Genomic DNA, 23,487 nt, shown 5'->3' with positions numbered 1-23,487 from the left:
TCAGTTCTTTTCCTCGCCGCTCGCTCGAGCGGCCGCGCTCGCGTCCGCGTCGGCGGCGACCGCCGTCTCGAGATCGGTCGGCGCCGTCGAGCGAACGACGATCGTGTTCGCCGCGTGATCGCCGACGCGACGGCCGTCGGTCGCAAGCGCAACGACGAGACCGACCACCAGCGGCGGGACGCCCAGCAGGTCGACGTATCGAGACAGGTTTCGCACGGCGCTGGCTCGGAGGGTGCACTGTCTCCCATCTGTCATCACGACCAGCAGACCGCGATTTACCTTCCCCGGTGTCCGGCCGTAGCGCCACTCGAGGGTGAACGAGTACGTGGCGTAAAGCGGCAGGAGAACGAGTAGCGACAGGGGGATCACCGCCCCGCCGAGGGCCTCGTAAGGTCCGTTGAAGAGCACGCTCGCGACGTAGATCAGGGGAAACTCGAGGAGGACGTAACAGACGAACAGGTCGATCGCCGCCGCCCCGGTGCGGGCGAGCAACACCCCGCGGTCGCTCGCGGTTTGGACCTCCGGTGCCGGTTGCCGTCGGGTCGGTACGAACCCATCTAGTTTCCAGTCGATCACGGTCCGATCGCCTCGCCATGTGCGACCGAGTCGTTCGCGAGTGGGTGGGGAACGCCTGCCATCGCTCGCATGCCGTCACCCCATGCGGACGTCCGTCCGCAACGTTACGAGGAAGTAGCCCAACAGGAGGAGCGTGATGCCGCCGAACACCTGCGAATCGATCGAGAGGTAGCCGTCTATCCAGTACAACAGGACGCTGGTGACCGCCAACATGACGATGGCACCGACCGTTCGCCAGCGTTCTGCGACCTTCTCGAGGACGATCCCCGGCGCGGATTTCTCGACCGCGTCCGATGCCTCGCGGATGTTCTCCAGACCCGCGCTATCGGATTTCCGTGACGCGCTCTCGCGGCTCATATACTGCCGTTTTTCCCATCGATGGCCATATATCTATGGGTGGTGGTGACACGCACAGAATCGAACTCGATTCCCCGCCCCTCGAGTCCCCAGCGGCGACGAATCCCAGCGGACGCCGTCGGAAACGAGGCGCTCTAAGGCGTTACTCCTCGAGCGCGGCGATCCGCAGCTCCTCGTCGAACTGCAGGGTGTTCTCGATCTCGGCTTCGTCGACGTCCTCGAACGCCCAGCGGGCGATCGAGCGGCGGTGAACCTCGTCGGCACCGTCGACGATTCGGAACGCACGGACGTTCTCGTAGAAGTGAGCGATCGGCAGGTCCTTGCCGATCCCGTTGCCGCCCAGACACTGCAGCGCGAGGTCGATGGTCTCGTTGGTGACGTTCGCGGTGAACATCTTCGACATCGCGACCTCGATGCGGGCGTCGCTGCGATCGAGTTCGCGCGCGGCGTGACGGACCATACAGCGGGCGGCGTGCAGGCGCGTCTCGGCGTCGGCGATGCGGTGGCGCAGCGCCTGTTTCTCCTCGAGTTTCGAGCCGAACGCGTCCCGCTCTTGCAGGTAAGCCTTCGCGATCTCGAGCGAGCGTTCCGCCATCCCGGAGTAGCGCATGCAGTGGGTGAGTCGGCCGCCGCCCAGTCGCATCTGGGCGATCCGGAACCCCTCGCCTTCCTCCCCGAGCGTGTTCTCGACGGGGACCCGGACGTTGTCGAACTTCACCTCTGCGTGGCCGCCCTCGCGTTCGGTGATGCCGTGGCCGCCGAGGTGGGGGATGTTCCGCTGGACCTCGACCCCGTCGGCGTCGCGCGGTACCATGATGATAGAGGTTCCCTCGTATGGGTGGGCCTCGAGGTCGGTCCGAACCATCGCCAAGTAATAGTCAGCGCCGAGCCCGTCGGACGTCCACCACTTGTGGGCGTTGATAACCCACTCGTCGCCGTCCTTGACGGCGGTGCTCTGGAGCATCTTCGGGTCGGAGCCGGCCCCGGCCCTGGGCTCGGTCATCGCGAACGCCGTCTGGATCTCTCCCTGCACGAGCGGTCGGAGCCACTCCTCTTTCTGCGCTTCCGTGCCGACCATCTCGAGTGTGTGCATGTTCCCCTCCTGTGGCGCGTTGGCTCGGATCGCGAGCGCACCGATGAGCGAGCGCCCGACTTGCTCGAAGGAGGGAAGCATGTCGCTGAAGTCGAGTCCCTGGCCGCCGTACTCTTCGGGAACCTGCGGCGCGAACAGATTCCTCTCTTTGGCCAGCTCCCACAGCTCGTGAATCTCGTCCATCGTGATGTCCTCGCCCGTCGCGAGTGCCTCTCGCTCGCGCGGGATGACGACTTCGTCCATGAAGTCCGCTACGCGCCCCGCGACCTCCGTCGCTTTCTCGGAATCGTGGTATTCCATACTATCCATGATAGTATACAGAATTGTAAATCTATAGGTGTCCGATCGCATACATTGGAAGCAAGAGGAGGGATCGGTCTGCTACGCGACCCCATGTCACGTCCGCGTACCCGTCCCCGTCCGAACCGTGGCCCCGTCCGCACCGATTCGAAAACCGCCGGGAAACTCCGCTCAGACTCGCTCGAGGATCGTCGCGACGCCCTGCCCGAAGCCGATACACATGGCCGAGAGGGCCGTGTCCTGTCCCGTCCGCTCGAGTTCGTGGGCCAGTTTGGTCAGCAACATCGCCCCGGTCGCACCCAGCGGGTGGCCGTGGGCGATCGCGCCGCCGTTGACGTTGACGTCCTCCCACGACGCGCCGGTCTCCTCGAGCCAGGCGGCCACGACCGCTGCGAACGCCTCGTTGACCTCGAAGAGGTCGACGTCGCCGACCGTCATATCGGCTTTCTCGAGGACGTTCTCGGTCGCCGGAATCGGCCCCTTGAGCATCGTGATCGGGTCGACGCCGACGACTTCGGTCTGGACGATCCGGGCCATCGGCTCCCAGCCGTGTTCCGCGGCGGCCTCCTCGCTCGCGATTAACAGTGCAGCCGAGCCGTCGACGATCCCCGAGGAGTTGCCGGGATGGTGGAAGCCCTCGCCCTCCTCGCGGAAGGAAAGTGGAAGCTCGGACAGGGTCTCCACGTCGGTCCCGGGACGCGGGTGTTCGTCCCGTTCGACGACGACCTCCTCGCCGTCGAGTTCGGTCTCGACCGGGACGATCTGATCGTCGTAGCGACCGTCATCCCAGGCCTCCTTCCAGCGCCGTTGGGAGTCGGCGGCGATCTCGTCGAGTTCCTCGCGCGAGAAGTCGTACTCCTCGGCGATCCGTTCTGCCCCCTCTCCCTGGTGGGTCACCTCGTCGAAGTGCTCGAAGTAGGTGTCGGTGACGCTGTCGGCCCCGTCTGCCCCGTCCGCGCCGTCCGAACCCATCGGGACGCGAGTCATGTGCTCGACGCCGCCCGCGACGAGCACGTCGTGTTGGCCGGCCATGACGTTCGCCGCGGCGAAGTTCGCCGCCTGCTGGCCGGAGCCACACATCCGGTTCAACTGGACGCCCGGGACGATATCGCCCCAGCCTGCGACCATCGGCGCGAGTCTGGCGATGTTCAGTCCCTGCTCGTCGATGGGCGTGACACAGCCGTATATCACATCCTCGATCGTCTCCGGTTCGAACCCGTTGCGCTCGCGCAGCGCCTCGAGCGGTTCGGCAGCGAGGTCCTGCGGGTGCGTGTCCCTGAACGAGCCGTCTCGTTTGCCAAAGGGCGTTCGGACGGCGTCGACGATGACTGCGGAGTTCATGACGTACGCACGAGTATTCCGTCACCGGTCATAGATGTTGTGCATAAATCGTGACCGATCGCGCTGGAGACCGTACCGTCGAATACTTTCTCGAACCTGCCAAGAAACACGGTAACTCTCTCCAAGGATTAAGTCAGATTCCATAGTGTTTTCTCGAGGATGAACTTTGGTATTCAGGACCCAACCGCCATGGTAATCGGCGGGGCCGACCGCATCGGACGCGCAGACTGTCGAACGCTCGCCGAGGGGGCGCGAACGTCGTCCTCGAGTAGGTCTCGAGCGTCGGGACCGACGGGAGCGAGTACACCCGCGAGCGCTTTCGGACGGGTGACGTTCGGAACGACGCCTCGCGTGGGTTTGCGGCCGTACACGCAAAGGAATTCGCCGGAACCCGGATCGAACCGCCGGCGTCGGAGCTGGCTCGCTGCGCTACCGGACCGATCAGCGGATCGCACCGCGGTCACGGAGCGCGGCCCGCTCGTCCTCGCCGTACCCAACGCTGGCGAGCAGTTCGTCCGTGTGCTCGCCGTGATCGGGGACCGACTCGTCGAGACTCTCGGGTGTTGCCGACCCGACGGCGGGAAAGCCGACTCGCGGCGGCGCGTCGTCGGGGCGCTCGACTATCCCGCGGGCCTCGAGTTGCGGATGCTCGAGTGCCTCCGCGGGCGTACAAACCGGTCCGGTCATCGTCTCGTCGCTCAGCGCCTCGAGCCAGGCGTCCCGCGTGCGGCCGGCGAAAAGCGACTCGACCTCCTCGCGGACGGCTTCGAGTTCCGCGGCGTCGTCGGTGCCGTGGGCGTCGATCAACTCCTCGCGACGGACTTCCTCGCAGAAAGCCTCCCAGAACTTCGGCTCGAGGGCCGCGAGGGTCACGTAGCGTCCGTCTGAAGCCTCGTAGACGTCGTACCACGGGTACTGCCCAGTGAGCGCCGTCTCGCCGGGGCGGGGATCGTCACCGGTCAGCGCCTCGTGAGCGACAGTCTGCGAGAAGGAGGCGACCACGTCCGTCATGGACACGTCGACGTACTCGCCGCCCTCCCCCAGTTCTCGCGAGAGCAGCCCGCCGACGATCGAGAAGGCCGCGAACAGCCCGCCGCCGAGGTCGGCGATCTGGTAGCCCGGGATCTGGGGGGCCATCGACTCGTCCGCGCGGGTCATCTCGAGCAGGCCGGCGACGCCGACGTAGTTGAGATCGTGACCCGCACGCCGGGCGTACGGTCCGGTTCCCCCGTAGCCGGACAGCGAACAGTAGACGAGCTCGTCGTTGTACTCGCGGAGCGTCTCGTACTCGATCTCGAGTCGTTCGGCGACGCCCGGCCGGAACTGTTCGAAGACGACGTCCGCGTCCGCGACGAGGTCGTAAAACGCCTCGCGACCGCCCTCCGACTTCAGGTCGAGCGCGACGCTGCGCTTGCCGCGATTGACGCTATCGAAGAGCGCGCCGGTGTCGCGGTCCGTCGTCGGCGGCATGTGTCGGGCGTAGTCACCCGCGTCCGTGTCCTCGACTTTGATCACGTCCGCACCCACGTCGGCGAACAGTTGCGTCGCGTAGGGGCCGGGCAGCAGTCGCGTCAGATCGAGTATTCGAATCGAATCGAGTCGCATGGTATCACGTCTCGATCGGCGCGCAAAAACCTGCCGCCGATGATCTGCCTCGCCCACCCTTACCAGACCCCCCTCAGTCGTCTTCCTCGAGCGCCACGAGGTCGTCGATGTCGGGAATGTCGGCCGCGGCGTCGGTGATCTGTCGCATCCGGTCGGCGTGTTTCTCGACGGCGTACTCGGCCAGTTTCCCCGGTTCGAGGCCCGGGCGAGTTTCGGGGTCGTCGGCCTGGTACCGGTCGTCCTCCGTGATGTCCTGCACCAGCGGGAGCAGGTCCTCCACTGTCTTCTCGACGAGCTGTGGATCGACTCCCTCGGCGATTAGCTTCTTGACCTGGTTCATCCCGAAGCCGACGTGGCGGCCCTCGTCGCTGCGGATCTTCGCGAATCCCCGCACGAGCCCCGGCAGGTGGGGCAGCTCCTCGAACTCGCCGCCGTAGGAGGTCTGCATCCCGTAGTAGCCCGTCTGGGCCAGGATACCCTCGACGGTGAGGTGGTAGTGACAGTACGCCTTCACTCGGTTTTCGGGCGTGTCGTCCTCGAGCAGTCGGTACTGGGCCGTGCGATTGCGGTCGAACAGTTCGATGTAGGGCTCGTTGAACCACCGCTCGTGGCGGGGATCGGATCGCTCCCACCCGAGTTCGTCCTCGACCGGCCAGACGACCTCGCGCCAGTAGCGATCGAAGAAGTCAGCGTGTTTGGCCTCCTCGTACAGCTGGGTCGTCAGGAACAACTGGTCGTCGATGTCCTCGAGAACGGTCCCCAGGGGTGCGAGGTCCTCGGTGACGGCGTCCTCTCCCGCGCCGAACTTCGCGATGCCGGTGAGCGTGCCATACCATGACTCCCGATCGTACGACTCCGACGCCTCGACGAACGCGAGGAGGTTCTCGACATCCCGCTCGAGGTCGATCTCGCCGGGGTCCCAGTGGCGCTCGACCGCGTTGCGGTAGTAGCGGTTCGATCTGGACTCTCGGTCCATCATCTCGGACGGCGTGTACTCCGTTGCCATACGTCGTGATCCCCGAGCCGGCTATTAAATGTTCGGACGTTGACTGATGGGGGCGATCCGAAACCCGTCCTCGCAGAATCGACCCAGGCCGACACCGGCCTCGAGGAATCGGACGGTCTGCAATCAACGCCGAGGAGGTCGGACGGTCCGAAGCCACGCTCGAGGTGTCGAAGGTTCCGATTCCGAGCGGTCGATCCCGGCCGAGAACGGCGCTTCGGCCCAGCGTCGTTCCGGCTTGACAAGAACTAAGACAGTTCTCGTGAAGGTTGGTATCATGGCACAGCAGAGTGCTGCCGTCGTCGGTGGCGGCATTATGGGCGCCGGTATCGCACAGGTACTCGCACGCAACGGCTACGAGGTAGCCGTCCGCGAGATGAACGAGGAGCTGGCAGACTCCGCCCGCGAACGGGTTATTTCGGGCAACTACGGCCTCAAGGATGCGGTCGAGGGCGGCTATCTCTCGGAAGCGGAGATGGACGGAGTCTTAGAGCGGATGACGTTCACGACTGACCTCGAGGCGGCGACGGAGGGGACGGAGTTCGTCATCGAAGCGGTGACGGAGGACCTGGCGATCAAGGGGCAGGTCTTTCGCGACTTGGACGAGGTCACGGACGACCAGCCGCTTTACTCGAACACGAGCGGCTTTGCGGTGACCTCGATCGCCAACGCCGTCTCCGACCCCTCGCGGGTCGCGGTGACGCACTTTTTCAATCCGGTCGCGGTCATGGACATGGTCGAGATCGTCAGAGCGCCGGAGACCGACGAGGCCGTCGTCGAGCGCGCCGAGGAACTCGTCGACGAACTCGACAAGACGCGCGTCACCATCGACGACGACCCCGGCTCCTACGGCTTCATCGCGAACCGCTGTTACGCGGCGATGGGCGAGGAGGCCCAGAAGATCGTCGACGAGGGCATCGCCACGGAAGAGCAGGTCGACAAGGCGCTCGAGGACGGGTACAACCTCCCGGTCGGGCCGTTCTCGCTTGCCGGCATCGGCGAGGAGTGGGACTGAGAGCCGTTTCCTCGCCGGTGTGGACTCGTTTCCACGCTGGATCGATAAACCGATATGCTGTGGCGTGTCCTGACCACGATAGTAGTATCACGATCTCGATCACCGAGACTCGTTGAGCAGTGTGTAGAACCAGCGAGTCAGGGTGTCCTGCTATCGTGGCAACACGGAGAAACCACGTCCTCCCCAGCCGATTCGCTCGTTACACTCGCTCATCCCTCGCGCAGTATCGTCGGCCGCCCTCACTCTCGTTCGGCCGACTGACAGCGCGCGCCACCGCAGGTCGAAAATCGGTCGAGAGTGAAACGGCAGTCGTCCGCCGTGTCCGGTTACTTTCCCTCGAACTCGGGCTCGCGATCCTCGGAGAACGCCGCCGCGCCCTCCGCGTGGTCCTCGGTCCGGAGCAACTCCTGGAAGAGGGAGCGGTCGTACGCGATCCCCTCCTCGAGCCCACTGTTGACGGCCATGTCGGCGGACTGCTTGATCGCCTGGACGGCGAGCGGCGCTTTCCCGGCCAGTTCGGTGACGAAGTCGTCGACACCCTCGTCGAACTCGTCGTCCGCGTAAACGCGGTTGACGAGCCCCTCTTCGTCGGCGCGTGCCGCGGAAATGTGCTCGCCGGTCATCGCGAGTTCCTTCGCGACGGCGGAGCCGGCGATCTTCGTGACGTCCTGAACGCCGCCCGCGCCGGGCAAAATGCCGAGGTCCACCTCGGGGAAGCCGAGCGTGCTGCGCTCGCTGGCCAGTCGGAAATCGCAGGCCAGCGCGGTCTCGAACCCGCCGCCCAGACAGTAGCCGTCGATCTTGGCGACGACCGGCGCGGGGTAGTCGCGGATGAACTCGTAGTGCGATCGGGGCGAGGAGCCGCCGGACGACTCCCTGGAGAAGCCGCCGATGTCCGCACCGGCGCAGAAGGCCTTTTCGCCTGCCCCCTCGAGCACGACGGCCCGCAGTTCGACGCCGTCGGCGCCGTCGTTTCGCTCCTCGAGGCGTTCGAGTCCGGCGACGATGTCGGCTCCCAGTTGCGCGTTCAGCGCGTTCAGTGCGTCCGGTCGGTTCATCGTGAGCGTGCCGACGCCGCGGGCTTCGTCGTACTCTACCAGAACGGTCTCCAGTGATTCGACCATGATGGACAGTCACGGGCAACGATAAAAAAGGTACGCTCGGCGGCGAATCCGTTCTCGAGCGGAGCCCGATTACAGGATCTGATCGGCGATGATGTTCTTCTGGATCTCGCTCGTGCCCTCGTAGATTTTCGTGATGCGGGCGTCTCGATAGTAGCGTTCGGCAGGATAGTCTGTGACGTAGCCCGAACCGCCGTGGACCTGGACGCCCTCGTCGGCGACCTCGACCGCTATTTCGGATGCGAAGTACTTCGCCATACTCGAGTATTGGGCGGCGACGTCCTGGTTCTCCTGTTCGACCTGGGTTGCGGCGCGGTAGGTCAGCGATCGAGCGGCCTCGACCTTGGTGGCCATCTCGGCGATCTTGTGCTGGATGGCCTGGAACTCGGCGATCTTCTGATCGAACTGCTCGCGCTGGGTGGCGTACTCGACGGCGGCGTCGAGGGCTCCCTGGGCGGCGCCGACGGCCTGGGCGGCGACGCTGGTGCGGCCGGAGGCGAAGAACTCCATCAGCTGGTAGAAGCCCTCGTCGACCTCGCCGATGACGTTCTCCTCGGGGACCCGGACGTCGTCGATGACGACCTCGGCGAGGTCGGAGGCACGAATCCCGAGTTTGTTGTCGATCTTGTCGGTCGAGACGCCGTCGCGGTCCATCTCGACGAGGAAGGCGGTGATCCCGCGGTGGCTCTCGCCGGGGCTGGTCTTCGCCATGCAGACGCCGACGTCGGCGACGGTCCCGTTCGTTATCCACATCTTGCTGCCGTTGAGAACGTACTCGTCGCCGTCCGTTTCGGCGACCGTCTCGATGCCCGCGACGTTCGAGCCGTGTGCGGGCTCGGAGATCATCGAACAGGAGGCGGTCTCGCCGGTGGCGATCTCGGGGAGCCACTCCTCTTTCATCCACTCGTCGCCGAACTCGACGATCATGTCCGTCCCGAAGCCGGCGGAACCGACGGCCGAGCCGATGCCCGGATCGGCCCGCCAGAGTTCCTCGATGACGATCGTCGCGGAGAGCTTGTCCATCCCGGCACCGCCGTACTCGACGGGGATGTTCGGCGCGACGAAGTCGTACTCGGCGGCCTTCCTCCGGAGATCCTCGGGGTACCTGTGCTCTCGGTCGTGCTCCTCGGCGACGGGCGCTATCTCGTTTTCGCCGAACTCGCGGACGGCGTCACGGATAGCCTCGTGCTCGGCTGACAGCTGGAATGCCATACGCGTTTCATCGGGATCGTCTTACAAAGTAGGTTCGAATATACTCTCGATTTGCTTTTGTTAATCTATTCGAATCTAAGATTTGAGAGTGGAAATGGTGGCCCCGCCCGGAGTCCGGACGGACACGATCTGCGGCGGTGCTGCGGCGGTGTTCAGTCGTTGCTTTCGGCGCGGAGTTCGAACTTCTGTACCTTGCCGGTCGTCGTCCGCGGCAGTTCTCCCACGAACTCGACCTCGCGGGGATGCTTATACTCGGCGAGATTCGTCAGACAGTACTGTTTGATGTCCTCGGGCGTCGATTCAGCGTCCGGCGTGGTTACGATAAACGCCTTGACGGTCTCGCCGCGGCGCTCATCCGGAATCCCGACGACGGCGGCGTCGGCGACGTCCTCGTGTTCGAAGAGGAGTTCCTCGACTTCCCGCGGGTAGACGTTGTAGCCGCCGGTGACGATCATGTGCTTCTCGCGGTCGACCACGTAAAAGAAGCCGTCCTCGTCCCAGTAGCCGATGTCGCCGGTGTGAAACCAGCGCGTGCCGTCTTCGTCGGTGAACGCCTCCTCGTTGGCCTCCGGCAGGCCGTAGTACTCCTTCATCACGTTCGGGCCGTGGACGACCAGCTCGCCCGTGACCGCGTGGAGATCGGTCTCGTCCTCGTCGATCGGCCCCTCCTCGACGCGCGGCACTTCCTCGAACCCCTCGTCTTCGGGCGGTCCGCTGCCGCCCGAACGGTCAGCGGAATGGAATTCCGCGCTATCAACGATTTTCGCCTCGACCCCCTCGAGCGGCTGACCGATGCTTCCCTTCCGGCGGTTCTCGTTCGTGTTCGCGTGTGTGACCGGGCTCGTCTCGGTCAGGCCGTAGCCCTCGTTGAGCTGGACGCTCCACAGCTCCTCGAACCGGTCTAACACCTCCATCGGGAGGCTCGAGCCGCCGGAGTTGGCGAACCGAAGCGACTCGAACTCGTACTCGGCGGCGTCGGGCTGGTTGATCATGTCGTTGAACATCGCAGGGACGGCGAACATGATCGTGATCTCGTCCTCTTCCAGTTGGTCCATGACGGCCGATGCGTCCCACTCTGGAACGGGGTAGTACGTCCCGCCGCTGTACATCGCGCCGTTCATGACGACGGACATGCCGTAGATGTGGAACAACGGGAGCGTGCCGATGAGTCGGTCGGAGGTCTGGAAGCCATCCGGCAGAACGTCGGCGTTGGCCCGCGTCGTGAACGCCAGATTGTAGTGGGTCAACAGGACGCCCTTCGGAGTGCCAGTGGTCCCGGACGTGTAGGGCTGGACCGCGACGTCGTCGTCCGCGCGATCAACGACCTCCCGGGTGTCGTCCGCGAGGAAGTCGCCGAACTCGGTGGCGCCGTCGGCGTTTCCGCCCACGCTGACGATCCGTTCGACATCGGTGCCGTCCCGTACCTCGCGGACGTTGGGGACGAGATCCGTGAGCGCGACGACTGCTCGCGCCCCGCTGTCGCCGAGCATGTGGCTGATCTCTCGAGCCTTGTACTGGGGGTTCATCGGAACGACGATTCCGCCGGCGCGTAGCGTGCCGTAGAAGGCCGTCACGAACTGCGGGAGGTTCGGTAGATAGATCGCGACGCGCTCGCCCTCGTCGATGCCGCGATCGTCCAGGGCCTGTGCGAACCGCCCGGCGCGCTCCCAGAACTCCGCGTAGGTCAGTTCGGATTCTCGGTACGCGATCGCGGTTGAATCCGGGTGCGTCGCTACCGTCTCGGCTACGTCCGTCACGAGATTTGTCATGCGATGTGTGTCAACGGCTGAACGGCACAAAAGTATTGTTACTTGTCAACACACCCCCTCGAATTTGGCCGGAACCCGATCGTCGCCGCCAACGCTGGACCGGATCCGCCCCGGCACACTGTCGTCGCCGCTCCCTCGTTTCGGCCCGGTGACAGCCGCGTTCGAAGAGCCCTCGCCGCCACGACGCCCGCACGTGGTATCTGGCACCGCAATACCTATTGTGCCATTCGTCTAGGTCAACGTATGCTCGATTTCGTGCGGCTCGAGGCGGACTTAGGCCAGGAAGAGCGCATGATCCGGGATACGGCTCGAGAATTCGTCGACGAACACGTCAAGCCCGACATCGGCGAACACTTCGAGAACGGAACCTTCCCGAAAGAGTTGATTTCGAAGATGGGCGACCTCGGCTTTTACGCGCCGAACCTCGAGGGCTACGGCTCGCCGAACGTCTCCGAGACGGCGTACGGGCTCTTGATGCAGGAACTCGAGGCGGGCGACTCCGGGCTGCGATCGATGGCCTCCGTTCAGGGTGCGCTCGTCATGTACCCGATCCGTGCCTACGGGAGCGACGAACAGAAAGTGGAGTGGCTGCCCGCGATGGGCCGGGGCGAGGCGATCGGGTGTTTCGGTCTCACCGAACCCGAACACGGTTCGAACCCGTCGGCGATGGAGACCTACGCCGAGCGCGACAGTGACGGTTACGTCCTGAACGGTACGAAGACGTGGATCACGAACTCCCCGATCGCCGACGTCGCGATCGTGTGGGCGCGGGACCGCTCGAGCGAGGACGAACCCGTACGCGGCTTCCTCGTCGAGACCGATCGCGACGGCGTTTCGACCAACGAGATCACCGAGAAGCTCTCGCTTCGCGCGTCGATTACGGGCGAGATCGCGCTCACCGACGTCCGCGTTCCCGAGGAGAACGTCCTGCCCGGTGTCTCCGGCATGAAGGGGCCGCTGTCCTGTCTCACGCAGGCTCGCTACGGCATCGCCTGGGGTGCGGTCGGGGCGGCGCGGGATTGCTTCGAGGAGGCCCGCCGATACGCGAAAGACCGCGACCAGTTCGGCGGTCCGATCGGTCGGTTCCAACTCCAGCAGCGCAAGCTCGCGGAGATGGGAACGCAGATCACCCTGGCCCAACTGCTGGCACACCGGCTCGCCGAACTCAAAGAGCGCGGGGAGATGCGACCGCAACACGTCTCGATGGCGAAGCGGAACAACGTTCGGACGGCCCGCGATCAGTCCCGGATCGCTCGAGAGATGCTCGGCGGCAACGGCATCACCACGGATTACTCGCCGATGCGACACATGGCCAACATGGAGACAGTCTACACCTACGAGGGGACCCACGACATCCACACACTCATCCTCGGCGAGGAATTCACCGGCATCCCGGCCTATCAGTAGTGACCTGATAGGCGACCAGTTTCGCTCGCCGACTCGGGTCGCTTCGGCTCGGCTTCTCGAGTCTAACCCTATATTCGATAATACATTAGTGGCGATTCACTCAGGTATCCACTTTCTAGGCGCCGTCTAGTTAGTGCGGTTTGAGAAGCGGGCCAGGTCGTAGAGTTAGTTTGGAATGGCACTCGTAGACCTGCTCAGCGAGTGCTATGCGGCGGAATTTGATGAAGCTGGGGAGCGTGAGCGGACGGCGAACACCTGGCGGGTGTCGCCGTCCGTCTCCACGCGACCGGTTGTTTGCTTCGAGAGACACAAGCTATTCTTCGCTTGATCAGAGTTGAACGGCCTCACCAAGAGATCTGGCACTTGGTACATCGGCTGGCCGACAGCGTTTCAGGCCGCCGACGTCCACGAGAGCAACGGTCTCGTGGGGTCCATCAGAATGCGATGCGTTCTGAGGATGGCGAAGCCGTCGCGGGTCGCCATTGATGAAACAGCTGTCAAGATCAACGGCGACTGGTCTTGGGTATACGATGCAATCAACCTAGACTCGCGGCTTATTCTCGATGTCGCAGTATACGGACGACGAGGCACCGATCCTGCCGCTTCATTCCTGCATCGATTGACCGAGAAACACGATCTCTCTGACACGGTGTTTCTCGTTGATGGCTACGGCTATCTGACTGCTGTCTCTCGGTTAGGGTTACGCGGTCAGCTCGACTACGTCGAGCGAAACCTCATCGAAAAGTGGTTTCACACCCTCAAGATGCGAGTTAACCGCTTCCATAACTCGTGGGTGGGAAGTCGGACGAGCGTCAGGAGTGGCTTGATCAGTTCGTACACTACTATAACACACAACGACTGAACCAATCACTCAACAGACAAACGCCAGCTGAGGTGCTAAACTAGACAGTGCCACCTTCTATTCTCTATCAGACGACGTGATGGCGTCGATAGAAGCGCCGTATCCGGCTCTCTGCCAGGAGGGGGCGATGGACCTGAAGCGATGCCACGCCCGGATAACTGTTGGCCTCTATGATCTTGAACTCGCCCTCGCTGGTCACAACGAGGTCCCAGCCGACATATGGCAGGTGTGAAAACGTACTGGCGATCTCGAGCAGTCGCTCGCGAATTGCCTCCCATCCGGGAATCGCTGTGCCTTCGATTGGAGCACCGGTTTCAGGGTGTGTATCGTGCCAGCCAACAGCGCCATCATGCGGATATTCAGCACCGGCACTGAGTAGTCCCGTTTCTCGATCGACTTCGGCACTCAATCCACCGTTCGAGAAATTGTCGACGGGGACGGAATCGCTGCTCCCGATTCGGTGAATCGCAATGGGAATAAATGCTTCCTGTGCCTGCTCATCGTACATTGTGAGTACTCGAATCGTGTTTGTTGTGGTAGGGAACAGTTCGTCCGCGTAGTCAGCTTGTTCGACAAACTCACAGACGAGGTAGTCCTCGAGGGAGCCGACTACCTCAGCGAGTTCGGCGTCGGTTTTCTCCGTTCCGTCGTACAGGTACGACCCGTCTCTCTGTTCGAGAAAGTGAACATTGTTTCCGCCACCGCCGCTGAACCACTTCAGCACGAGTTGATCCCCGTTCGAGAGCGTCGCGTCGAACCACTCGAGTGGATCCATGGTCGGTTCTAAAGCGGCGAGAACGGTCTGGTTCTGATACTCGAGTTCACTCCCGCCGCCGCTCACAACTGTCCTGTCATCCGGGTTGAAGCGATGAAAGTGCCCGTCCTTGAGCAGTCCATATACCGACGGTCGGTGCGAGGGAAACTCGCCGAGGACCCGATGAAACGCGAGCTTATTATCGATGAGGGCATTCCAGTGACCGTTGATGCGGCTCGATCGAATGAACCGCTGGTAATCGCTGAGATAGGTGCTGGGATCGTGGGTCTCGAAGTCATAAAGAACCGCAGATTTACTCAAAAACCCACGCTTGTAGTATCGAAGCCGGTCGCGGGGCGAAACATCGAATTCGGGGCCGGATTGGCGCTCTTCCCGGATGAGTTTTCGAGCCCGATTTACGGTCTGGTATGCCTCTCGGATCATCGATAGTCGCTATACACTTGCATTATAAGCTTATATTCAGAATAGTCTCTACTAAAACGCTCAATTTGGAATGTGACGCTGTATGATCAGACACACAGGATTTACCGAAGGCATATCTTCTTGTACTTCAGGACAAGAATCTCCGGCGGCACCGAAAGGAACCGCTCTCCGTATCCACAGCGGAATCGGTGGTCGTCTCCTCGAGTTCGTCGAGCTGTCCGATAGGACGATCGTAGGGAAGACGAGTGAGGTGAATTGCTCGCCCTCACAATCAGTTCGTAGCCCTGACCTCGTTACGAGAGCCCTTCGCGCTCTCGGAGAGATGCCCGTCGAACCTTCCCGGTGGTCGTCTTTGGTAACTCCTCGACGAACGCGATTTCGCGCGGATACTCGTACTGTGCGAGTCGGTCGCGAACGTGTTGCTGAAGCGTCTCACGCAAATTTTCACTTCTGTTCGAACCCGCTGTAAGGACCACGTAGGCTTTCGGAACTTCGCCGCGCTCGTCGTCGGGAACGCCGATCACTGCACTGTCAGCGACAGCGTCGTGGCTGGCGAGGGACTCCTCGATCTCGACCGGGCCAATTCGGTACCCGGCACTGATAATAACGTCGTCCGTCCGGCCCTCGAAAGCGATGTAGCCGTCTTCGTCTTGACGACCCAGATCCTCGGTGAGCAACCAGCCGTTCCGAACTTTGGCGTCTGTTTTATCGGGCTTGTTCCAGTACTCCTTGAAGCACACGGGATTGGATTCGTATCTAACCGCGATTTCACCGGTTTCGTCGGGCTCGATGGTGGGTTCCGCACTCTGTGGGTCGACGATCGTAATCTCGTGGCCCGGCGCCGCTCGCCCCATCGTTCCCTCACGAAACTCGAACAGGGCCGTACAATCCCCGATGAGCAGGTTGGCTTCGGTCTGGCCGTACCCCTCGTGGACCGCTGCGCCACCGAACGTGTCTGCCGCCCACTCGACGATATCTTGGCCGAGTGACTCCCCGCCGCTGGCGATGGTTCGGAGCTCATCCACCCGAGACTTGGGTTCGACCTGTTTCATCATCCGTAGGGCCGTCGGGGGCGCAAAGAAGTTCGTCACGCCGTAGGACTCGAGCAGACGAAACGCGGTCGATGGATCGAACTGCCCACCGTTGTAGGCGACAACCGGCTTACCGTAGTACAGTCCGGGGAACAACACATCGAACAGCGACGCGACCCACGCCCACTCCGACGGCGTCCAGAAGACATCGCTGTCTTCGAGTCGCATGTTTCCGAAGGTCGTGATAAACAGCGGTAGATGCCCGAGGAGGACGCGATGTGCGTGGCGAACGCCCTTCGGATCGCCCGTGGTCCCCGACGTGTAGATAACGATCGCATCGTCCTCGGAGTCGGTCTCGACGGGATCGAACGCTCGAGGCTGGTCTTCGATCGCCTCCCAGAGGTCGTATTCTCCCTCCTGTGAGTCGACGTCACCGACCGTGAGAACCGTCTCGAGTGACGTCTGCTCGCGGGCCTCGCGGAAATCAGTGACGTTCGATTCTCCGGCGATCGCCGCGACAGCACCGGCGTCCTCGAGACGGTAAGACAGTGCGTCAGGACCGAACAGCGTCGATAGAGGGACCGAAACGGCCCCGAGTTTCCAACAGGCGATGTGGGCGAGGACCGTCTCGATACGCTGTGGGGTATTGACGCCAACGCAGTCGCCGCGCTCGACACCCCGTTGTCGAAGGTAGTTTGCCAGTTTGTTCGTCAGGTTCTGGAGTTGCCAAAACGTGTACGTCGCCCGCTCGCCCGACTCGTGTTCTTCGAAGACTGCGACACGGCTCTTATCGTCTGCCCAACGATCACAGGCGTACCACGCCATGTTGAACCGGGATGGGATTTCCCACTCGAACTCCGCTCTGAGCTGGCCGTAGCTCTCGTACTCGTTCTCGTAGAAGTGATACGCCTCGAGGCGGTCACCACGCATCGAGACCACCTCTCCGATGGTGGCACTCGCTTGGCCGTTCGGTAATATACGTTTGTTGGTGACATATAACAGGGAACATAACACGGAATTCCGTCCCACTGAGACAAAAAAGGACTAGCAATTTTTGCGTGCGTGCGAGCGTCCGTAGCTTCTATAGCGGGATATTGTCAATATTATCCATGGTTAACGCAACCGTATCACTCGTCGACCGGGGAACGATCAGAACCGATCTGAACCACCTCATCGAGGGGTACGAGATGGGGTCCGCAGCCGAACCGAACCCGGAAACCCCGATGGACGAGGGGCCGGTCTACGGGTTGGTAATCGATCACCCAGTGGGGACGATTCTCTGGGATACCGGTTCACATCCGCAAGCTGGCGAGGGCTACTGGCCCGACGAACTGTACGCTGCGTTCGAACACTACGACGCCGCCGAACGCGACCTCGAGACAGCGCTCGACGACGTGGGGTACACAATCGGAGATATCGATTACGTCTTCCAGACCCACCTGCATCTGGATCACGCCGGAAGTTTGCACCACTTCGCCGGTACCGACATCCCCGTCTTCGTCCACGAAAAGGAGCTCAAATACGCCTACTACAGCGCGAAGACGGACGAAGGAAGCAGCGCGTACGTCCTCGAGGACTTCGACCACGACCTGAACTGGCACGTCATCCATCGCGATCGCACGACATTCTTTGAAGACATCGAGTTCATCCGCTTGCCCGGCCACACGCCGGGACTGATGGGAACGATGATCCATCTCGACGACTACGGAACGGCTATTTTTGCGGGTGACGAGGTCTATATGCGCGAAAACTACGACAACGAAGTCCCGCTCGGTGCCGGCCTGCTCTGGAGCCAGCGCCACTGGCACGATAGCCTTACCCGACTCAAAGAACTCGAGCGACGACACGACGCAGACGTTTTCTGCGGGCACGCACCGGTTGATGCCGAGCGGTTAACCGGCGGACTGCCGTAGACTGCGATCGACAGGGAATTGCTATCGACCATACGCAGATGGCTGTAACTTATCGACAGAGTCGATCGCTGTGTGTCTCCTTGTTGGCTGTTCGATCAAGCGGACAATGGGCGCGAACGCGCCATAGCTGGATCCAATTGAGCGAGAATATCTCAACCCTTACTGTTCCGATTTTCTATATTAGGCCCGACTCACGTCCTGACGTGTCTAAACGGCTATCACTTATACGTCCGGTGAGTAATTTTCCGTTCACAGTGCCAGCGTGAAGTGGCGAGAGTTGTCCGAATCTATAGCGTGTGACCCGAGTCACAGATTCCTGAGGACCGAATTCCAGTTAGAACAATTCAATCCGGATATCTGCATCTTCGAGATCACTGACAAATGCATCGGTATCGGTTTCAATAGGCTCGAAGGTATCGTAGTGGACTGGGAGCACTATCCCAGGATCGATGTGCTGTGCGAATTCGGCGGCTTCACGACGATCCATGGTGAAGTGGCCGCCGATCGGCGGAATAAATACGTCGGTAGTGACGGACTGATGGTGGTCGAGGAAGTCAGTGTCAGACGTGAAGAAAACAGTTGTGTTGTCGACGGTAAGGAAGAGACCGATTACCTCCCCTTCGGCGTGGAACGGAGCTCCGTCTTCGTCGACGTGTTCGCCTTCGGGATCGTTGTAGGCGGGTATCGTCCGAACAGTGATCCCGTCGACCGTTTTTTCTCCCTCGAGTGGGAGATCGACGACATCGAAGTCGAGATCGCTCGTATCAACCGCGTCGTAGACGGCAATGGTAGAATTTGAGGCGGCGACTGCCTCGATCGCGTCAGGGTCGTAGTGATCGAAATCGTCGTGCGTGACGAACACGATATCCCCGTCTTTCGGCTCGCTATCCAGTACCTCGCTCCAGGGATCGATGTAGATAACGGTGCTATCGTCGGTTTCGATCCGAACGCTCGCATGTCCGAGCCGGTCGAAGCTCAAACTATCGTATTCGGTAGCCATTGCTATCTTCTCGTACGAATTCGAGTGACTTAGTACCCATCTCCGAACAATTTTCTTCCCCGAGGGATCACCGTCCCAGCGGAACGCGACTGCGATCGACTCACTGCGACCGTCCCGGTCGTGAGAATACCGTCAGTTATATTTTCGATGTGACTATTACTCACAAGAGTACCCAATGACGACGACTAACGACCGAATACGCACGACACACATCGGGAGTCTCCCTCGCCCGCCGGCGTTGCTCGAGCTCCTCGAGGCGCGTCAGAACGACGAACCGGTCGACGAGGACGAGTGGACCGAAACCGTCGCGGAGGCCACGCGGGCCGTCGTCGAGCGGCAGGCCGAGGCCGGGCTCGACATCGTCAACAACGGCGAGCAGTCGCGAGTCTCCTTTAACTGGTACGTCGCGGACCGATTGAGCGGGATCGACGGGAAGCGCGAACAGGAGCTCTGGGCGGACCTTCAGGAGTTCCCCGCGTACGCCGAGGAGACGTTCGAGACGGACGTGATCGATCTCTCGATGCAACCCGTCGTCGACGGCCCCATCGAGTACACCGGCCACGCGGAGGCCGAGGACGAACTCGAGGAGTTCCGAGACACGCTCGAGACGGTCGACGCCGACTTCGAGGGGACGTTCGTGACCTCGGCGTCGCCGAGCATCGTCGCGACCACGCACGTCAACGAGTACTACGACACCTACGAGGAGTTCCTCTTCGCCGTCGCCGAGGCGATGCAAGCGGAGTACGAGCTCGTCGCAGAGACCGGGATGGACCTCCAGATCGACGCACCCGAACTGCTCACCATCGGACAGACGGCGGCCTACGCGGGCGAACCGCTCGAGGAGATCAGAGCAGCCACGCGTCTCCACGTCGAGGCGCTCAACGAGGCCCTCGAGAACGTCCCTGCCGAACAGGTCCGACTCCACACCTGCTGGGGGAGCTACGAGGGGCCCCACCATCTCGATGCGGACTTAGTCGAGATGCTGCCGGAGATCTACGAGGCCGACATCACGGGGCTGAGCGTCGAACAGGCCAACCCTCGCCACCAGCACGAGTACCGCGCGTTCGCCGAGCAGCCGCTTCCGGACGACTGGACGCTCATGCCGGGCGTCGTCGACGTGAAGACGAACGTTATCGACCACCCCGAGACGATCGCGGACCGACTCGAGCGCGTCGTGGACGCGGTCGACGAGTCGACGCCGATCGTCGCCGCGCCCGACTGCGGTTTCGGCACGCAGGCCGGCCTCGGCATGGTCGACCCCGAGATCGCGTGGGCCAAACTCGAGGCGCTCGTCGAAGGCGCCGAGATCGCGACCGAGCGCCGCCGCTGATAGCGAGACCGCCGACGAACGTGACGATCGGTGTCGGTGATCCGACGGCAATCGGACGACAGCCGCCGTCGGAATGTCGATGTCGGTGCTGCTCTCGAGTCCGACGCGTCGACGGTGATCGATTTGTATCCGAGCTGTACGTCGAATCCGCGGAGAACCGCGTGCATAGCCGCAAGCAGAGGCGGCTCGAAACGGCGTTGTAATTCTCGAGAGCCCTGCGGAACCCTGCATCCTCACTACGGGATGGGTAAACGATATCTGTACTCGTAGTAAACGAAATACTTTTAATGATTGTAGGTGACGTTCTCCACACGGTCTGCTACCATGTCCCGCAACGTTTTCGACGAGACCGAATACGAACGCCGGGTCGATCGGACGAAAGACCGGTTGCGCGAGGAGAACCTCGACGCGATCGTCGTCGCCGATCCGGCCAACATGAACTATCTCACGGGCTACGACGGCTGGTCGTTCTACGTTCATCAGGCGGTGATCGTCACCGCCGACCGCGACGAACCCGTCTGGGTCGGCCGCGAGATGGACGCGAACGGGGCGCGAGCGACGACCGCCCTCGGTGAGAATAGCATTCGATCCTACAGCGACGATCACGTCCACTCCCCGTACGACCTCCATCCGATGGATTACGTCGCGGGAGTCCTAGAGGAACTCGAGGTCGCGGACGGCCGGATCGGCCTCGAGATGGACGCGTCGTACTTCACTGCCAAGTCCTACACGCGGCTACAGGAGAACCTCCCCGAGGCGGCGTTCGAGGACGCGACGCTGCTGGTCGGCTGGGTGCGGATCAAGAAGTCCGAACAGGAACTCGAGTACATGCAGGAAGCCGCACGCATCTCGGAGAACGCCATGCAGGCGGGCCTCGACGCGATCGAGGCGGGGGTACCGGAGTACGAGGCGGCGGCCGCGATCTACGAGCAACTCGTCAGGGGCACCGAGGAATACGGCGGCGACTACCCCTCGATCGTGCCGCTGATGCCCTCGGGCGACCACACCGGGACGCCCCACCTGACCTGGACCGACCGCGAGTTCGAGAAGGGCGATCCGGTCATCATCGAACTCTCGGGCTGTCGGCACCGCTATCACTCGCCGCTGGCCCGGACGACGTTCGTCGGCGACCCGCCCGACGAGCTCGAGCGGACCGCCGATATCGTCGTCGAAGGGATCGAGGCCGCGCTCGACGCCGTCGAACCCGGCGTCACCTGCGAGCGCGTCGAGGAGGCCTGGCGCGAGACGATCGCCCAGTACGGCCTCGAGAAGGAGGACCGCATCGGCTACTCGATGGGCCTGGGCTACCCGCCGGACTGGGGCGAGCACACCGCGAGCATCCGGCCCGGTGACGAGACCGTCCTCGAGGAGGACATGACGTTCCACATGATCCCCGGCATCTGGACCGACGAGATCGGCATGGAGATCAGCGAGACGTTCCGCGTCACGGGCAGCGGCGCGGAGACGCTGGCGGACTTCCCGCGACGGCTGTTTACGACGTAACCGACTCGATATTCGACCACCAACCTTCGATTTCGACCATTCGACCCACCACATGAGTTCGACACCACCGACACAGACGGCCGACGCGGAATCGGCGGACGACGAACCGAACTCGGCGCTGCTCACCGCGCGCCGACAGCTCGAGCGCGCGGCGGCCCACGTCGACGTCGACGCCGGCGTCGTCGAACGACTGAAGCACCCGACGAAGGTCCAGCGGGTATCGGTCCCCCTCGAGCGAGACGACGGCTCCGTCGAGGTGTTCACTGGCTACCGGGCACAACACGACGACGTTCGCGGCCCCTACAAGGGCGGGCTGCGGTACCATCCGGCGGTTACCGCCGAGGAGTGTATCGGCCTCTCGATGTGGATGACCTGGAAGTGCGCCGTGATGGACATCCCCTTCGGCGGCGGGAAGGGCGGCATCGCCGTCGATCCCAAATCACTCTCGGAGGCCGAAACCGAACGGCTCACCCGCCGGTTCGCCGAGGAGATCCGCGACGTCGTCGGCCCGAAACAGGACGTCCCCGCGCCCGACATGGGCACCGACGCCCAGACGATGGCCTGGTTCATGGACGCCTACTCGATGCAGCAGGGCGAGACGACTCCCGGCGTCGTCACCGGCAAGCCGCCCGTCGTCGGCGGCTCCTACGGCCGCGAGGAGGCCCCCGGCCGCTCCACCGCCATCATCGCCCGCGAGGCGATCGAGTACGACGACCGCGACCTCGCCGAGACGACCGTCGCCGTCCAGGGCTTCGGCAGCGTCGGCGCGAACGCGGCTCGATTGCTCGACGACTGGGGCGCGACCGTCGTCGCCGTCAGCGACGTCAACGGGGCGATCTACGACCCCGACGGACTCGATACCCATGCGATCCCGACCCACGAGGAGGAGCCGGAGGCCGTCCTCGAGCACGACGCCCCCGAGACGGTCACCAACGAGGAGATTCTCGAACTCGAGGTCGACGTCCTGATTCCGGCGGCCGTGGGCAACGTCATCACCGCCGACAACGCCGACGCGATCGAGGCCGAAATCGTCGTCGAAGGGGCCAACGGGCCGACGACGTTCGCCGCCGACGCCATCCTCGAGGAACGCGGCGTCTCGGTGATCCCCGATATCCTCGCGAACGCCGGCGGCGTGACGGTGAGCTACTTCGAGTGGCTCCAGGACATCAACCGCCGCCAGTGGTCGCTCGAGCGCGTCAACGAGGAACTCGAGACGAAGATGCTCGCGGCTTGGGCGGACGTCCGCGAGCAGGTCGAAGCGAAGGACCTGACGTGGCGCGACGCCGCCTACGTGGTGGCGCTCTCTCGGATCGCCGAGGCGAAAGCGGTCCGCGGGCTCTGGCCGTAAGTCGTCGACACGTTCGCGGGCGGGCCGCGTCTCGAGCGCGATACGCGTTGGCCTGGCGGATTCGATAGATTTCTCTAACTATTCTTAGAATCTTGAGAACGAATTCGGACGGTCGATAGATCTTTATCTGCTGTCGTCTTTTCCCTTCATGCACCGTTTTCTCGCAGCTGTGGGTGGATCTGCTACGTTGTAGAATCGAGTATTTCACTTCCACGTTTGAGCCGGTGCTCCCGCTGCCTGCGGGAGGACGGGCCAAGATCATACATGAACAGAGAAATTCCGCCGATGCAGCCACTGGCACCGATCGTCGATCAAATGCAAGAAATCGCCCGCGAAGAACTTCCAGAACCGCGAAGTTGCCGAATCCAGTTATGGGATGATGGGACGTTCGACGTTAAAATATATCATTCGCCGGGACCTGATTCACTACAGGCGATCCGATACGAACCTGCAACGAGTGAAATCTATTGGGAGTATGCCAGCGGTGGTGGTTGGGAGATAAC

At 62.6% G+C, this 23,487-nt stretch carries 20 protein-coding genes and 2 pseudogenes; 9 read left to right on the top strand and 13 right to left on the bottom strand.

Annotation, left to right across the window (positions count from 1 at the left end; genetic code table 11):
* The 7 genes from BM348_RS14030 to BM348_RS14000 form a co-directional block, all read right to left on the bottom strand.
* Window positions 1-576, bottom strand: coding sequence for an RDD family protein (locus BM348_RS14030; protein WP_092905651.1), 576 nt, complete (start codon window positions 574-576; stop codon window positions 1-3).
* Window positions 577-651: 75 nt separating this feature from the next.
* On the bottom strand, window positions 652-933 hold the full coding sequence (locus BM348_RS14025) for a hypothetical protein (protein ID WP_092905649.1): 282 nt from the start codon (window positions 931-933) through the stop codon (window positions 652-654).
* Between the two features lie 142 nt (window positions 934-1,075).
* A complete protein-coding gene (locus BM348_RS14020; protein ID WP_092905647.1) occupies window positions 1,076-2,326 on the bottom strand; it encodes an acyl-CoA dehydrogenase family protein in 1,251 nt (416 codons plus the stop codon).
* 171 nt (window positions 2,327-2,497) lie between these two features.
* The gene (locus BM348_RS14015; RefSeq protein WP_092905644.1) at window positions 2,498-3,667 is read right to left on the bottom strand and encodes a thiolase family protein; all 1,170 of its coding nucleotides are present in this window, start codon (window positions 3,665-3,667) and stop codon (window positions 2,498-2,500) included.
* Window positions 3,668-3,840: 173 nt separating this feature from the next.
* Window positions 3,841-4,038, bottom strand: a complete 198-nt coding sequence (locus tag BM348_RS21415; protein WP_175507194.1) for a hypothetical protein — start codon at window positions 4,036-4,038, stop codon at window positions 3,841-3,843.
* 70 nt (window positions 4,039-4,108) lie between these two features.
* A complete protein-coding gene (locus BM348_RS14005; protein ID WP_092905641.1) occupies window positions 4,109-5,272 on the bottom strand; it encodes a CaiB/BaiF CoA transferase family protein in 1,164 nt (387 codons plus the stop codon).
* A gap of 73 nt (window positions 5,273-5,345) precedes the next feature.
* Window positions 5,346-6,278 (bottom strand): ribonucleoside-diphosphate reductase, encoded by a 933-nt coding sequence (locus BM348_RS14000; protein WP_092905639.1) that lies wholly within the window; start codon window positions 6,276-6,278, stop codon window positions 5,346-5,348.
* A gap of 274 nt (window positions 6,279-6,552) precedes the next feature.
* On the opposite strand from BM348_RS14000, the gene BM348_RS13995 reads away from it, so the two are divergent.
* Window positions 6,553-7,290: a 3-hydroxyacyl-CoA dehydrogenase family protein gene (locus BM348_RS13995; protein ID WP_092905637.1), complete on the top strand. Its 738-nt coding sequence runs from the start codon at window positions 6,553-6,555 to the stop codon at window positions 7,288-7,290.
* Between the two features lie 326 nt (window positions 7,291-7,616).
* Here the strand turns inward: BM348_RS13995 and BM348_RS13990 are convergent, their stop codons facing one another.
* The 3 genes from BM348_RS13990 to BM348_RS13980 form a co-directional block, all read right to left on the bottom strand.
* On the bottom strand, window positions 7,617-8,414 hold the full coding sequence (locus tag BM348_RS13990) for an enoyl-CoA hydratase/isomerase family protein (protein WP_092905635.1): 798 nt from the start codon (window positions 8,412-8,414) through the stop codon (window positions 7,617-7,619).
* 69 nt (window positions 8,415-8,483) lie between these two features.
* Window positions 8,484-9,623 carry an acyl-CoA dehydrogenase family protein gene (locus BM348_RS13985; RefSeq protein WP_092905633.1) on the bottom strand — a complete coding sequence of 380 codons (1,140 nt, stop codon included), beginning with the start codon at window positions 9,621-9,623 and terminating at the stop codon, window positions 8,484-8,486.
* Window positions 9,624-9,775: 152 nt separating this feature from the next.
* Window positions 9,776-11,392, bottom strand: a complete 1,617-nt coding sequence (locus BM348_RS13980) for a long-chain-fatty-acid--CoA ligase (protein WP_092905631.1) — start codon at window positions 11,390-11,392, stop codon at window positions 9,776-9,778.
* A 243-nt stretch (window positions 11,393-11,635) separates the two neighbouring features.
* Between BM348_RS13980 and BM348_RS13975 the strand changes: the two genes are divergently transcribed.
* Both BM348_RS13975 and BM348_RS13970 read left to right on the top strand, forming a co-directional pair.
* Window positions 11,636-12,799, top strand: coding sequence for an acyl-CoA dehydrogenase family protein (locus tag BM348_RS13975; protein ID WP_092905630.1), 1,164 nt, complete (start codon window positions 11,636-11,638; stop codon window positions 12,797-12,799).
* A 175-nt stretch (window positions 12,800-12,974) separates the two neighbouring features.
* Window positions 12,975-13,705, top strand: a pseudogene (locus tag BM348_RS13970) (IS6 family transposase).
* 23 nt (window positions 13,706-13,728) lie between these two features.
* Here BM348_RS13970 and BM348_RS13965 read toward each other — a convergent pair.
* Window positions 13,729-14,622, bottom strand: coding sequence for a sugar-transfer associated ATP-grasp domain-containing protein (locus BM348_RS13965; RefSeq protein ID WP_245779500.1), 894 nt, complete (start codon window positions 14,620-14,622; stop codon window positions 13,729-13,731).
* Between BM348_RS13965 and BM348_RS21850 the strand changes: the two genes are divergently transcribed.
* Entirely contained in the window at window positions 14,530-14,865 is a 336-nt protein-coding gene (locus tag BM348_RS21850; RefSeq protein ID WP_245779504.1) for a hypothetical protein, read from the top strand. The two genes, BM348_RS13965 and BM348_RS21850, sit on opposite strands and share 93 nt — an antisense overlap.
* Before the next feature lie 287 nt (window positions 14,866-15,152).
* Here BM348_RS21850 and BM348_RS13960 read toward each other — a convergent pair whose 3' ends face one another.
* Window positions 15,153-16,820 carry an acyl-CoA synthetase gene (locus BM348_RS13960; RefSeq protein WP_092906362.1) on the bottom strand — a complete coding sequence of 556 codons (1,668 nt, stop codon included), beginning with the start codon at window positions 16,818-16,820 and terminating at the stop codon, window positions 15,153-15,155.
* Window positions 16,821-16,999: 179 nt separating this feature from the next.
* On the opposite strand from BM348_RS13960, the gene BM348_RS13955 reads away from it, so the two are divergent.
* Window positions 17,000-17,803, top strand: a complete 804-nt coding sequence (locus BM348_RS13955) for an N-acyl homoserine lactonase family protein (RefSeq protein ID WP_092905626.1) — start codon at window positions 17,000-17,002, stop codon at window positions 17,801-17,803.
* Window positions 17,804-18,137: 334 nt separating this feature from the next.
* Here BM348_RS13955 and BM348_RS13950 read toward each other — a convergent pair whose 3' ends face one another.
* Complete coding sequence (locus tag BM348_RS13950; protein WP_092905624.1) at window positions 18,138-18,803, bottom strand: MBL fold metallo-hydrolase; 666 nt, start codon at window positions 18,801-18,803, stop codon at window positions 18,138-18,140.
* Window positions 18,804-18,978: 175 nt separating this feature from the next.
* Between BM348_RS13950 and BM348_RS13945 the strand changes: the two genes are divergently transcribed.
* From BM348_RS13945 to BM348_RS21670, 4 genes and pseudogenes are all read left to right on the top strand, one after another.
* On the top strand, window positions 18,979-20,133 hold the full coding sequence (locus tag BM348_RS13945) for a cobalamin-independent methionine synthase II family protein (protein ID WP_092905622.1): 1,155 nt from the start codon (window positions 18,979-18,981) through the stop codon (window positions 20,131-20,133).
* Window positions 20,134-20,457: 324 nt separating this feature from the next.
* Complete coding sequence (locus tag BM348_RS13940; protein WP_092905620.1) at window positions 20,458-21,636, top strand: M24 family metallopeptidase; 1,179 nt, start codon at window positions 20,458-20,460, stop codon at window positions 21,634-21,636.
* A gap of 52 nt (window positions 21,637-21,688) precedes the next feature.
* The gene (gdhB, locus tag BM348_RS13935; RefSeq protein WP_092905618.1) at window positions 21,689-22,984 is read left to right on the top strand and encodes a glutamate dehydrogenase GdhB; all 1,296 of its coding nucleotides are present in this window, start codon (window positions 21,689-21,691) and stop codon (window positions 22,982-22,984) included.
* Window positions 22,985-23,248: 264 nt separating this feature from the next.
* Window positions 23,249-23,487: pseudogene (locus tag BM348_RS21670) on the top strand (hypothetical protein); the annotation flags it as partial.

The organism is Halostagnicola kamekurae, assembly GCF_900116205.1.
Lineage (GTDB): Archaea > Halobacteriota > Halobacteria > Halobacteriales > Natrialbaceae > Halostagnicola > Halostagnicola kamekurae.
This window is presented reverse-complemented; position numbering and strand designations above follow the sequence as displayed.